We start from the raw sequence: 13542 nt of genomic DNA, 5'->3' as shown, positions 1-13542 counted from the left end.
CGCGCTCATGTCTCGGTCGCGCACCGCGTCGCCTGCCACGCGAACAGGCTCCAGCGGCCCTGTTCGTGGGTGTGGACGGAGGTATACGCAATCGGGAAGACCAGGCCGCCGTTGTTCGTTTCCATCTCGATCAACGCACGCCCGGTGACGACGCAGGTTTCATCGCCGACGGGCAGCACGTCCTGCGACTGGATTTCGATCTGGCGATAGCGGCGGCGGCCGGCGACGATGGCGTCGATGAACTGCTGCTTGGTTTCGCGTTTGCCGTTGGTGTGCACGAAGAACACCTTGTCCGACAAAAGCGCGCCGAGCGCCTCGCCGTCGCCGTCCACCATCGCCCGGAACCGATCGCGCTCGAGCGCGCGGATCGCATCGATCACCTTCGCCATCGCCTGACTCCTCGGCAACGCGCACGCCGTGCGCGGGCGTGCGGATCAGAAGTTGTACTGCACGTAGAACTGGTGGAAATTTATACCAGGATTCGGCTCTTTGATACCCGCGTTAGACACATGTTCAAAACGGTAGCCGACCTGATACTGTTGTCGTTGGCCGAACTGCACGCCCACCCCCGCGGTCGGCGAGAACTGGAACGCGGTTCCCAGCGAGAAATGATCCGAGATCGTCGGGTGCGTCAGCAGCCGGACGCCGCCGCCAGCCTCGATGAACGGGCGAATCTCCCCGGCGCTCTTGATGAAGCGGAACAACGGCGTCACGCCGAATTCGCCGATGCTGCCGTGAACGTTGCCGCCCGTGTGCCAGTAGCCGGCGTGCCCTTCCACGACGAACGCGAAGTGCCAACCGCCCATTTCCCACCAGTTCCAGCCCGGATCCCACACCACGCCGAGATCGCCCTTGTCGACCCCGTGGCGATCCGAAAAACCGCCGCCCGCCTGAATCCCCCATCGATCCGCGAATGCCGCACCCGATCCTCCCAGAAGGGACGCCGCCAGCATCGCGTGCAGGACAAGCCGGCTGCGGGGCCGGCGATTCTTCTTATTGTTCATCTGACACTCCAACTTTGTGGGTTGAATGGAACCTGCCGCTTCGGCCGGCTCGAGCGAAGTGAATGGTATGGTAAAGGACTTTTCGGATCGGCATCACGAAGCGAAATGGCTTCCTTCCAAAACAACAAAAATTGAAATCGTCTACTGATTACCATCTGAAACAACGGCTTACGGAACTTCGCGTCGCCTCCCCTGTCGCAGAATAGACTATCGACTCGACTAACTCGATAGAAAAACGGGAACTCCGATGCCCACGCTTGCTCTAAGGAATTAGCACTCAGCTTGCGGGAGTGCTAAGATGCCCCACGGAATCTCATTCGAGACCGGGGGTTTGTCCCTGATTCCAAAGGAGTTTTTAGTGAGCAACGCCCTGACCCTCCCGAACACCCTGAGCCCGGCGCCGGCCAAGGCCGAATCGGCAGGCTCGCTGGCGCTCGCAGCTCAATCGATGTTGCCGGGCCAGCTTGGCAACATCGACGCGTATATCCAGGCCGTCAATCGCATTCCGCTGCTGACGGCAGAAGAGGAACGCCAGTACGCGACCGAATTCCGCGAAAGCAACAATCTCGACTCGGCACGCCGCCTCGTGCTGTCGCACCTGCGGCTCGTCGTGTCGATCGCGCGCAACTATCTCGGGTACGGCCTGCCGCACGGCGACCTGATCCAGGAAGGCAACATCGGCCTGATGAAGGCCGTGAAGCGCTTCGATCCGGCCCAGAACGTTCGTCTCGTGTCGTACGCGATCCACTGGATCAAGGCCGAGATCCACGAGTACATCCTGCGCAACTGGCGCATGGTGAAGGTCGCGACGACGAAGGCGCAGCGCAAGCTGTTCTTCAACCTGCGCAGCCACAAGAAGAGCATGCAGGCGATGACGCCCGAGGAAATCGACGGCCTCGCACAAGAGCTCAACGTCAAGCGCGAAGACGTGACCGAAATGGAAACGCGCCTGTCGGGCGGCGATATCGCGCTCGAAGGGCAGGTCGAAGACGGCGAGGAGTCGTACGCACCGATCGCCTACCTGGCCGACTCGCACAACGAACCGACCGCCGTGCTCGCCGCGCGTCAGCGCGACTCGCTGCAGACGGACGGCATCGCGCAGGCACTCGACGCGCTCGACGCGCGCAGCCGCCGCATCATCGAGGCACGCTGGCTGCACGTCGACGACGACGGCTCGGGCGGCTCGACGCTGCACGATCTCGCCGCCGAGTTCGGCGTGTCGGCGGAACGCATCCGCCAGATCGAGGCGAGCGCGATGAAGAAGATGCGCACCGCCCTCGCCGAATACGCATAAATACCGGCGATTCGGAAAGCTTCATCGAAAACCGCTGCCTGACCGGCAGCGGTTTTTTTTCGCCCGACTTTTTCACCGGTTTTTAGCCGGTTTATCCCTCGCCTCTCCGCCCGCTTCTTCGCTCATTTCTCCGTCGATCAATTGACCTGTTTAATCAGGTATTGGACGGTTCGCGGGCCCCTTCCGCATAACCTTGATCTGCCTCAAGTTTCGGCCCGTGTTTCGCGACGGTCTGCCGCAGCGCAGCACTCGGCATCGGAAAGCAGTCCTTTTAAAATTGGCATGTCAGGCGCAAAAGGATTAAAACAGCTTCACGGCCGTCATAAATCCGACGTAAAGTCGCCCCCAATCCGACGTAAATCGATTCAGGATAATCGCCTTGATCTCGATCAATAAAGAGCCTGCGCCGCCTCCCCCGCGGCCGGCCGGCACGATCGGCTGGCGTGCGCGCATCGCCGCATGGGCACGCGGCCCGACCCTCGCCCGCGACATCAGCCTGGTGCTGATCGTCAAGCTGATCCTCCTGATGTCGCTCAAATACGCATTCTTCAATCATCCGCAGGCCGAGCACATGTCGCTTCCGCCTGCCGCCGTCGCCGAGAAGCTGCTCTCGGTGCCGGCGCCTGCACCCACCGAGGGAGACCACCATGATAAGTAGCGAAGTCGTCGATCTGTCGCGTCTGCAGTTCGGCATCACGGCGCTCTACCACTTCCTGTTCGTGCCGCTGACGCTCGGCCTGTCCTGGCTGCTCGTCATCATGGAAGCCGTCTACGTGATGACCGGCAAACAGGTCTACAAGGACATGACCCAGTTCTGGGGCAAGCTGTTCGGGATCAACTTCGCGATGGGCGTGACGACCGGCATCACGCTCGAATTCCAGTTCGGCACGAACTGGTCGTACTACTCGCACTATGTCGGCGACATCTTCGGCGTGCCGCTCGCGGTCGAAGGCCTGATGGCGTTCTTCCTCGAATCGACGTTCGTCGGCCTGTTCTTCTTCGGCTGGAACCGCCTGTCGAAGGTCAAGCACCTGATGGTCACGTTCCTCGTCGCGCTGGGCTCGAACCTGTCCGCGCTGTGGATCCTCGTCGCGAACGGCTGGATGAACAACCCGGTCGGCGCCGAGTTCAACTACCAGACGATGCGCATGGAGCTGACGAACCTGTTCGACGTGCTGTTCAACCCGGTCGCGCAGGTGAAGTTCGTGCACACCGTGTCGGCCGGCTACGTGACGGCCGCGATGTTCGTGCTCGGCATCTCGTCGTGGTACCTGCTGAAGAAGCGCGACACCGACTTCGCGCTGCGCTCGTTCGCGGTCGCAGCCGGCTTCGGTCTCGCGTCGACGCTTTGCGTGATCGTGCTCGGCGACGAGTCGGGCTATACGACCGGCGAAGTGCAGAAGATGAAGCTCGCCGCGATCGAATCGGAATGGGAAACCCAGCCGGCGCCGGCCTCGTTCACGCTGATCGGCATCCCGAACCAGAAGGAAGAGCGCACCGACTACGCGATCAAGATCCCGTACGCGCTCGGCCTGATCGCGACGCGCTCGATCGACGAGCCGGTGATCGGCCTGCGCGAACTCGCGAAGCGCAGCGAGGAGCACATCCAGAGCGGGATGGTCGCGTACGGCGCATTGCAGAAGATCAAGGAAGGCGACACGAGCGATGCGACCCGCGCACTGTTCGACCAGCACAAGCAGTATCTCGGCTACGGGTTGATGCTCAAGCAGTTCACGCCGAACGTGGTCGATGCGACGCCGGAGCAGATCAAGGCCGCCGCGAAGAAGACGATCCCGCCGGTCGCGCCCGTGTTCTTCTCGTTCCGGATCATGGTGTTCCTCGGCTTCCTGTTCCTCGCGACCTTCGTCGCCGCGTTCTGGCTCTGCGCGCGCCGGCAGCTGCTGCAGGACAACCGCCGCTGGTTCCTGCGTTATGCGGTCTGGGCGATCCCGCTGCCGTGGCTCGCCGCGGAATTCGGCTGGGTCGTCGCCGAGCTCGGCCGCCAGCCGTGGACGATCGCGGGCATCCTGCCGACGCATCTGTCCGCGTCCAGCCTGACGTCGACGGACCTGTACCTGAGCCTCGCCGGTTTCATCGCGTTCTACACCGCGCTGTTCGTCATCGAGATCAAGCTGATGTTCAAGTACGCGCGCCTCGGCCCGTCGTCGCTGCACACCGGCCGCTATCACCACGAACTCGCGGCCGCCAGCGAGCGCGCCACGGCCTGAGCACGCACCCGAAACGGAACAAGGAATCGCTATGGACTATGCAACTCTCAAGCTGATCTGGTGGCTGCTCGTCGGCGTGCTGCTGATCGGCTTCGCCGTCACCGACGGCTTCGACATGGGCGCGACCGCGCTGCTGCCGTTCCTCGGCAAGACCGACGAGGAACGCCGCATCATCGTCAACACCGTCGGTGCGACGTGGGAAGGCAACCAGGTGTGGCTGATCACGGCCGGCGGCGCGATGTTCGCGGCCTGGCCGCTCGTCTACGCGGCGTCGTTCTCCGGCTTCTACTTCGCGATGCTGCTCGTGCTGTTCGCGTTGTTCTTCCGGCCGGTGGGCTTCGACTACCGCAGCAAGCGCCCTGACCCGCGCTGGCGCGCGGGCTGGGACTGGGGCCTGTTCGTCGGCGGCTTCGTGCCGGCGCTCGTGTTCGGCGTCGCGTTCGGCAACCTGCTGCAAGGCGTGCCGTTCAAGTTCGACAGCGACCTGCGCGTGACCTACTACGGCGGCTTCTGGGCGTTGCTGAACCCGTTCGCGCTGCTGTGCGGGCTCGTCAGCCTCACGATGCTCGTCGCGCACGGTGCGGCCTTCATCAAGATGAAGACGGAAGGCGTGATCGCACGCCGCGCGTCGGTCGCGCTGCGCGTGGCGTCGTTCCTCGCGGTCGTGCTGTTCGTGCTGGCCGGCGTGCTGATCGCGTCGACCATCGGCGGCTTCCACATCACGCACGCCGCGCCGACCGATACGGTCGCGAACCCGCTGCTCAAGGACGTCGCCGCGGGCTCGGGCCTGTGGCTCGCGAACTACGGCGAATTCCCGTGGATGATCGCGGCGCCCGTCGTCGGGATCGCGGGCGGCCTGCTGGCGATGCTGCTCGCCGGCTCGAAGCAGGAGAAGACAGCCTTCTTCTGCACGGGGCTGATGATCGTCGGCGTGATCCTGACCGCCGGCTTCTCGATGTTCCCGTTCATCATGCCGTCGTCGCTCGACCCGAAGAGCAGCCTGACCGTGTGGGATTCGACGTCGAGCCACATGACGCTGCAGGTGATGCTGTTCGCGGTAATCGTGTTCCTGCCGCTCATCCTGCTCTACACGAGCTGGGTGTATCGCGTGATGCGCGGCAAGGTCACGCGCGAGGTGCTCGAAGAGAACACGCATTCGATGTATTGAACCCGGCCGGGGCGCGCAAGCGCCCCGCCGCCCCCCGTTTCGCAAGGAGTCGGATCATGTGGTATTTCAGCTGGATTCTCGGTATCGGCGTCGCGCTGTCGTTCGGCATCGTCAATGCGATGTGGCTCGAAGCACGGCAGAAAACGCAGGAAGCACGCGTAACCCGCAACTGACGCGTTCGGCCGATCGGCCGGCCGCCGCCCGGAAGGAACCTCGCCTCGCGCGAGGTTTTTTTCGCTCCGGCACGCCGGACAAGTCGGACACGCCGATGCCAATTTAGCGCCAGATTGATACCACTTGAATACCAATAAAAGGTTTCATAAGATCTTTGGACACGGCCGCTGACAGGCCGAATCCATCTGGGTGGGGGAGACATGCGAATCCCGTATACGGCGCGCGCGTGCGCGCCGTCTCGCCGTCGCCGCGCGGCGGCCGGTCGCGCTTCGTCCGCGACCTGCGCCGCCGTCGTGCGCGCCGGTCACGCGCGCGCCGTTATCACCGGGCGCGTCGCCACCGCGTCAGGGTCAGCGTCATCCGCGGCCGCCATCGTGCCCGGCCGATGAGGACACGCACCCGCCCGCGCCGATCCGACCGGCACGCCTGCCCGCCACCCGTTCCGTAACGCACGCATCCGCGTGCCGACTGCGCGCAGGGCAGCCGCATCGCCCGCGCACATTGTTGTCCCCGCAGCTCCGTTGAAAGACCCGCCCGCAGCGACGTCGTCCCGTGACGCCGCTACGCCCCCTTTTTTCTCAGGAGTCCGCATGAGCCGAACCTTGTCCACCCTGTTTGCCGGCGTGCTGATCGCGGCACTGCCGCCGGTCGCGCTTGGCGCGCTGCCCGCGTCGAGTGCGGCGGTCGCGGCGGCCGGTGCCGTCCGTCCCCCCGTGCCGCCGGCCGATCTCGCGGCACGGCTGTCGAACGGCCTCGCGCTGCGCGTCGCCGTCGACAACAATCACGCGGCCTCGGCCGGCGTGCCGTGCGCCGACCTCGGCGCCGACGGCGCGGCCTGCGCGACGGGCCGCCTGATCCTGCAGAACCGCGGCCACCAGGCGATCGCCGACGGCGGCTGGAAGCTCTACCTGCACAGCATCCGCCGCCTGCTGCGAATCGATCGCCCCGGCTTCGCGCTGCGGCGGCTCACCGGCGACCTGTACGAACTGACACCGCAACTCGGCTCGGTGCGGCTGGCACCGGGCGAACGCATCGACCTGCCGTTCGTCGCCGAATACTGGCTGCTGCGCTACAGCGACGTGATCCCGCGCCCGTACGTGGTCGTCGAGGGCGCGCCGCCCGCCGTGCTCCGCTACGACGACACCGACGACGAGCTGCGCTACGTCGAATCGCTGCCGGCTGACGCGCAGAACAACTCGACAGGCAACGCGCCGCCCGTGGCCGCACGGCCCGACCCGAGCCGCGCGCTGCCGAGCGTGAAGCGCGAGCAGCCGCTGCCCGGCACGCTCGAATTGCGCGGTGTCGAGCTCGCCCTGCCCGATCTGCCGGACGCGCAGGTCGCGGCGCTGCGCGAACGCGCGACGACGCTCGGGCTCGACGGCGCGCGCGTGCCGGTGCGGGGCGCCGTCGCGCCGCGCCGGCTGCCGGCCGACATCGCGACGCCGGGCGGCTACCGGCTCGCGATCGGGCCGCGCGGCGTGCTGATCGAGGGCTACGATCGCGCCGGCCTCTACTACGGCGTGCAGACGCTCTACTCGCTCGCACCGGCCGGCGGCGGCCCGATCCCGGCGATGCTCGTCGAGGATGCGCCGCGCTTCACGCATCGCGGGATGCACGTCGATCTCGCACGCAACTTCAAGCACCCGGCGACGCTGCGCCGCCTGATCGACCAGATGAGCGCGTACAAGCTCAATCGCCTGCACCTGCACCTGTCGGACGACGAAGGCTGGCGCATCGAGATTCCCGGCCTGCCCGAACTGACCGGGATCGGCTCGCGCCGCTGCCACGACCCGAGCGAGACGCGCTGCCTGCTGCCACAGCTCGGCTCCGGCCCGGACAACCGCTCGGGCGGCGGCTACCTGACCCGCGACGACTACGTGGCGCTCGTGCGCTACGCGGCCGCGCATTTCGTCGAGATCGTCCCCGAGATCGACATGCCCGCGCATGCGCGCGCGGCCGTCGTGACGATGGAGGCACGTTACCGGCGGCTGCATGCGGCCGGGCGCGAGCAGGAAGCGAACGCATACCGGCTGCTCGATCCGCAGGACACGTCGAACCTGACGACGGTGCAGTTCTACGACCGCCGCAGCGACCTGAACCCGTGCGTGCCGGGCGCGCTCAATTTCGCATCGAAGGTGATCCGCGAGATCGCGGCGATGCATGCGGATGCGCAGGCGCCGCTGCACATCTGGCATTACGGCGGCGACGAGGCGAAGAACATCTTCCTCGGCGCGGGCTTCCAGCCGCTGAACGGCACCGATCCGAACAAGGGGCGCATCGATCTCGCCGCGCAGGACAAGCCGTGGGCGCGTTCGCCCGCATGCACGGCGTTGCTCCAGCGCGGCGAGATCAAGTCGATCGACGAGCTGCCGACGCGTTTCGCTCAGCAGGTGAGCGCGGCGGTCGGCGCGAACGGGATCGACACGATGGCCGCGTGGCAGGACGGCATCAAGCATGCGAACGGGCCGCAGGACTTCAGCACGCGCCACGTGATGGTGTCGCTGTGGGACACGATCTTCTGGGGGGCGTCGGACAGCGCGCGCGACCTGAGCGGCAAGGGCTATCTGACGGTGCTCGCGCTGCCCGACTACCTGTACTTCGACTTCCCGTACACGCTCAACCCACGCGAGCGCGGCTACTACTGGGGCTCGCACGCGACGGACGAGTACAAGGTGTTCTCGCTCGCACCGGAGAACCTGCCGCAGAACGCCGAAGTGATGGGCGACCGTGACGGCAACCCGTTCGAGGTCACGGGAACAGGCCCCGCGCCGCGCATCGAAGGCATGCAGGGGCAGGCATGGGGCGAGGTGATGCGCAACGACACCTTCCTCGAATACATGGCCTATCCGCGGCTGCTCGCGCTCGCCGAGCGCGCCTGGCACCGCGCCGACTGGGAGCTGCCGTATGCGGCCGGCGTGCGCTTCAAGCGCGGCGACACGCATCACGTCGACACGGCCGCGCTGCAGCGCGACTGGGCCGGTTTCGCGACGCTGCTCACGCAACGCGAATTGCCGAAGCTCGACCGGGCCGGTGTCGGCTACCGGAAGCCGACCTTCACGCTGACGAATCCGTGATCGGCTGAACGCCCGGGCGACGCGCGATGCAAACACGTGCATCGCGCCATCGCCCGCACCAAAAAAAACGGCTTGCGACGCAAGGATCGCAAACCGTTTTCGTTTTGCCGGCCGGGCCGAATCCGCGTCGCGGATCGGGCCGGCCCGATCACATCAGGCCGGCTGCGCGGCCGCTCCGCTGCCCGACGGCGGCAGGCGCGCGCCGAGCTGTTCGGCATAACGCGCCGCCGCATTGCCGCAGACGATGTGGAACGTGTCGAGCGACACCCATGCGACGTCGAGCGCACCGAGACGATCGCGATCGACCGCCGACGGATCGCGCACGACCACACGCAGGCGCGTGGTCGCGACCGCGTCGAGCGACACGACGTTGGTCGCGCCGCCGAACACCGCGAGCCAGCGCGCCGGCTCCGGATCGAGCGGACCGGCGGCCGCCCCCGTGACGGGCTGCGCCGCGGCGGCCGTCGCCGTCGACGCGGCACCGGTCGCGCCGCTGCCGATCGCGGCACGCATCTCGTCGGCAATGATGTCCGCCTCGGGCCCGATGATCACCTGCACGCTGTTGCCGCCGCGCTTGAGCACGCCGCGCGCGCCGATCGACTTCAGTTCCGGCTCCGAGATCTTCTCCGGATCGACGACGGTCAGGCGCAGGCGCGTCGTGCATGCGTCGACGACCGACAGGTTGCCGGCCCCGCCCAGCGCGGCAATGTAGCGCTGCGCACGCGGCGCAGCCGCAGCGGCGCCCGCCGCCGGCGCGACGAAGCCACCCGATGCGTACGATTCCGCGGCCGCGTCGGCCGATGCCGGCTCACGGCCCGGCGTGGCCATGTTGAACTTGCGGATGAAGAAGCGGAACAGCCCGTAATACGCGGCGCCGTACGCGATGCCGAGCGGGATCGCGATCCAGCCCTTCGTCGACAGCCCGTAGTTCAGCACGTAGTCGATCGCGCCGGCCGAGAACGTGAAACCGAGCTTCACGCCGAGGATCTGGCAGATCGCGAGCGACAGCCCCGTCAGCACCGCGTGGATCACGTACAGCACCGGTGCGAGGAACATGAAGCTGAATTCGATCGGCTCGGTCACGCCGGTCAGGAACGACGTGAGCGCCATCGAGAACAGCAGGCCGCCGACCATCGCGCGGCGCTCCTTCGGTGCCTCGTGCAGCATCGCGAGACACGCGGCCGGCAGGCCGAACATCATGATCGGGAAGAAGCCGGCCATGAAGGTGCCCGCGGTCGGGTCGCCCGCGAAGAAGCGGTGCAGGTCGCCGTGCACGATCTCGCCGCCGGCGGGCGGCGTGAAGTTGCCGAACACGAACCACGCCAGCGAGTTGATGATGTGGTGCAGGCCCGTGACGAGCAGCAGGCGGTTCAGGAAGCCGAACACGAACGCACCGATCGCGCCCGCCGTCGTCAGCCACTGGCCGGCCGCGTCGATCGCATGCTGGACCGGCTGCCACACGTACCCGAACGCGATGCCGAGTACCACGCACACCAGCCCCGTGATGATCGGCACGAACCGCTTGCCGCCGAAGAACGCAAGGTAGTCCGGCAGCTTGATGTCCTTGTAGCGGTTGTACAGCAGGCCCGCGACGACACCCGCGATGATCCCGGACAGCACGCCCATGTTCAGCTTGGGATCGATGTCCTTCATGATCGCGGTTTCGATCAGGTAGCCGATCGCGCCCGCGAGTGCCGCCACGCCGTTGTTGTCTTTCGCGAAACCGACCGCCACGCCGATCGCGAACAGCAGCGGCAGGTTGTCGAAGATCGCGCCGCCGGCGTCGGCGATCATCTTGATGTTGAACACGTCCGGCTGGCCGAGTCGCAGCAGGATGCCGGCGACCGGCAATACCGCGATCGGCAGCATCAGCGCCCGGCCCAGGCCCTGTATTTTCAGAAACGGATTCCCGTTCATTCAGTCCTCCAATCCTTGTCTCGTCGTTAAGCGTCGTTAATCGTCGTTGAGCTGATTGCCTTCGTCGTAATACGGGTCGCGAACCTGCCGTCGACGCTCAGTCGAGCGGCCAGACCTCGCGACTTGCTGCCCTTACCGCCTGTGCCGAGTCGAGCGCGAGCAGATCCTGCGCGCGCTGACGGCACAACTGGTAATCGAGACGGCGCACACGCGCCTTGATGCCCGGCACCGATACGGGGTCGACCGACAGCTCGGTCACGCCGAGGCCCACCAGGATCGGCACCGCGAGCGGATCGCCGCCGAGCGCGCCGCACACGCCAACCCACTTGCCGTGCTTCGCGGCACCGCGCACCGCGATGTCGATCAGGCGCAGCACGGCCGGATGCAGGCCGTCGGATTGCGCGGCCAGATCGGCCTGGCAGCGGTCCATCGCGAGCGTGTACTGCGTCAGGTCGTTGGTGCCGATCGACAGGAAATCCGCGTGCTGCGCGAGCTGGTCGGCCAGCAGCGCGGCCGACGGCACCTCGATCATCACGCCGACCTCGACCGGCTCGGTGCGGCCCTGGGCGCGCGCGAATTCGTCGATGCGCTTTTTCAGGCGCACGAGCTCGCCCGCGTCGGTCACCATCGGCAGCAGGATGCGCACCGCGCCGAACGGCTTCACCGCGAGCAGGCCCTGCAACTGATCGTCGAGCAGGTCGGGGCGCACCTGCGCGAGACGGATGCCGCGCAGGCCGAGCGCCGGGTTCGGTTCGGGCGGCAGCGTCAGGTAATCGACTTCCTTGTCGGCGCCGACGTCGAGCGTGCGGATGATCGCCGTGCGGCCCTGCAGCGCGTCGACGATCGACTGGTAGCTCTGCTGGTGCTCGACGACCGTCGGCGCGGCCTGGCGATGGATGAACATCAGCTCGGTACGCAGCAGGCCGACCGCGTCGGCGCCGTTGTCGACCGCGGTGTTCGCGTCGTCGAGCGTCGCGATGTTCGCGGCGACCTCGATCGCGCGCCCGTCGACGGTGGCGGCCGCAGCCCCCGCCAGTTTCCGGTTCGCCTCGCGCACGCCGTCCAGGCGCTGGCGCTCGTGCCGCGCGCGCTCGACGTCGAGCGCGGTCGGTGCGTGTTCGAGCCGGCCCGCGCTCGCATCGACGACGACCTGCGTGCCGTCCGGGATCGCGTACAGCGCATCGCCGACCGCCACCAGCGCCGGAATGCCGAGCTGGCGCGCGATGATCGCCGCGTGCGACGTCGCGCCGCCGCGCGCCATCACGAGCGCGGTCACGCGTTGGCGATCGAGCGACGACAGGTCGGACGGCGTGAATTCCTCGGCCGCGAGCACCGCTTCGTCGGGCAGCGCACGCGCGGCACCGTTCGCATGACCGAGCGCGCGCAGCACGCGCTTCTCGATGTCGCGCAGGTCGGCCGCGCGTTCGGCGAGCAGCGCGTCGTCGAGCTTCGACAGCGTGTCGATCTGCGTGCGGATCGTCGCGCGCCATGCGAAACCCGCGCTCTTGCCGAGACTGATCAGGTCGCGCGCCGCGTCGATCAGTGTCGGGTCTTCCAGCAGCACGCGGTGCACCGCGAAGATGCCCGCTTCACCGACCGCGCCGCGCGCCGATGCGTTGCGCACCGTTTCGTCGAGTTCGGCGTCGACGGCCTTCAGCGCCTGGTCGAGTTGGCGGCTTTCCGACGCGGGCGTGCCGGCGGCCTGCTCGGGCGGCACGATCTCCGCATCGTCGAGACGCACCAGCGTGCCGACCGCGATGCCGGGTGCCGCGCACACGCCCGCGAGCGTGTTCGGGTCGATTGGTGCGCCGACGTTGCGCGCAACCGTCTGCGGCGCGGGCGACCTCAGCCGTGCCGGCTTTTCCTCGACTTCGCCGTGTGCTTCGCGCAGCAGCTCGTGCTCGACCGCATCGACGGCCTGCTGCGCGTGCGCGCCACGGCCGACCAGTTCGACCGTCGCGCCTTCGCCCGCACCGAGGCCGAGCAGGCCGACGACGCTCGCGATCGACGCCTTGCGGCCGTCGAACAGCACGTCGACGGTCGCGTCGAACCCGCGCACGGCTTCGCGCGCACGCGCGGCCGGCCGTGCGTGCAGGCCACCCGGCTGGGCCAGCACGATTTCACGGCGCACTTCGTGATGCGCCGCTGCGCCGGTTTGTGCCGCCTGCGCAGCCGCTTCGCCCTTGCCGCGCAGCGCGAGCAGCGGCGTCTTGCCGGCCGTCGCGAAGCCGCTGGCACGATCGACGACCTCGAACGCATCCGAGTTCGCGATCGCGATCACCGACACGAGCGAATGCGCGCTGCGCGCCACCGCATCCTGGTCGAACTCGATCAGCAGCGCGCCCGCCTCGACACGCGCGCCGGCCTCGACGTGCGCGGTGAAGCCCTGCCCGTTCAGCTCGACGGTGTCGATGCCGATGTGCAGCAGCACTTCCGCGCCTTGCGGCGTCGTGATCGTCACCGCGTGGCCGGTGCGCGCGAGATGCGACACGACGCCCGCGCACGGCGCGACGAGCTGGCCCGCGAGCGGGTCGATGCCGATGCCGTCGCCGAACATCCCGCCGGAGAACACCGGATCGGGCACGTCGGCCAGCGCGACGATCGGCCCGGTCAAGGGACTGAGCAGGACGATCTGATCATGGGTGGAACTCTTCAACTGGGACTCCTCGGCGCGTCTCATCGG

At 67.2% G+C, this 13542-nt stretch carries 10 protein-coding genes; 6 read left to right on the top strand and 4 right to left on the bottom strand.

Translation table 11 applies throughout. The annotated features are described in order from the left end of the window. Nucleotides 1-5 precede the first annotated feature (5 nt). Both E9536_RS26320 and E9536_RS26315 read right to left on the bottom strand, forming a co-directional pair. Nucleotides 6-389 (bottom strand): nuclear transport factor 2 family protein, encoded by a 384-nt coding sequence (locus E9536_RS26320; RefSeq protein WP_027789089.1) that lies wholly within the window; start codon nucleotides 387-389, stop codon nucleotides 6-8. Nucleotides 390-434: 45 nt separating this feature from the next. Continuing rightward, nucleotides 435-1004 carry an acyloxyacyl hydrolase gene (locus tag E9536_RS26315; protein ID WP_021163039.1) on the bottom strand — a complete coding sequence of 190 codons (570 nt, stop codon included), beginning with the start codon at nucleotides 1002-1004 and terminating at the stop codon, nucleotides 435-437. Nucleotides 1005-1362: 358 nt separating this feature from the next. Between E9536_RS26315 and rpoH the strand changes: the two genes are divergently transcribed. The 6 genes from rpoH to E9536_RS26280 all read left to right on the top strand — a co-directional run bounded on the left by rpoH (nucleotide 1363) and on the right by E9536_RS26280 (nucleotide 8942). After that, on the top strand, nucleotides 1363-2298 hold the full coding sequence (gene rpoH, locus E9536_RS26310) for an RNA polymerase sigma factor RpoH (RefSeq protein WP_059695066.1): 936 nt from the start codon (nucleotides 1363-1365) through the stop codon (nucleotides 2296-2298). A 373-nt stretch (nucleotides 2299-2671) separates the two neighbouring features. Continuing rightward, a complete protein-coding gene (gene cydP / locus E9536_RS26305) occupies nucleotides 2672-2956 on the top strand; it encodes a cytochrome oxidase putative small subunit CydP (RefSeq protein ID WP_027789087.1) in 285 nt (94 codons plus the stop codon). Continuing rightward, entirely contained in the window at nucleotides 2946-4526 is a 1581-nt protein-coding gene (locus tag E9536_RS26300; protein ID WP_027789086.1) for a cytochrome ubiquinol oxidase subunit I, read from the top strand. Before cydP ends, E9536_RS26300 begins: the two co-directional genes overlap by 11 nt. A 31-nt stretch (nucleotides 4527-4557) precedes the next feature. Then, on the top strand, nucleotides 4558-5694 hold the full coding sequence (gene cydB / locus E9536_RS26295) for a cytochrome d ubiquinol oxidase subunit II (RefSeq protein WP_136471190.1): 1137 nt from the start codon (nucleotides 4558-4560) through the stop codon (nucleotides 5692-5694). A gap of 56 nt (nucleotides 5695-5750) precedes the next feature. Continuing rightward, nucleotides 5751-5867, top strand: coding sequence for a cytochrome bd-I oxidase subunit CydX (gene cydX / locus E9536_RS26290; protein ID WP_021163033.1), 117 nt, complete (start codon nucleotides 5751-5753; stop codon nucleotides 5865-5867). 591 nt (nucleotides 5868-6458) lie between these two features. After that, a complete protein-coding gene (locus E9536_RS26280; protein ID WP_136471188.1) occupies nucleotides 6459-8942 on the top strand; it encodes a family 20 glycosylhydrolase in 2484 nt (827 codons plus the stop codon). 153 nt (nucleotides 8943-9095) lie between these two features. On the opposite strand, the gene nagE is transcribed toward E9536_RS26280, so the two are convergent. Together nagE and ptsP are read right to left on the bottom strand one after the other, a co-directional pair. Next, nucleotides 9096-10859, bottom strand: coding sequence for an N-acetylglucosamine-specific PTS transporter subunit IIBC (gene nagE / locus E9536_RS26275; RefSeq protein ID WP_060198607.1), 1764 nt, complete (start codon nucleotides 10857-10859; stop codon nucleotides 9096-9098). Nucleotides 10860-10956: 97 nt separating this feature from the next. Continuing rightward, nucleotides 10957-13539, bottom strand: coding sequence for a phosphoenolpyruvate--protein phosphotransferase (gene ptsP, locus E9536_RS26270; RefSeq protein ID WP_059695058.1), 2583 nt, complete (start codon nucleotides 13537-13539; stop codon nucleotides 10957-10959). Nucleotides 13540-13542: the final 3 nt, after the last annotated feature.

The organism is Burkholderia sp. LS-044 (assembly GCF_004803625.1).
Lineage (GTDB): Bacteria > Pseudomonadota > Gammaproteobacteria > Burkholderiales > Burkholderiaceae > Burkholderia > Burkholderia cepacia.
Note: the sequence above shows the minus strand (reverse complement) of the source record. Positions and strands in the feature narration are given on the sequence as shown.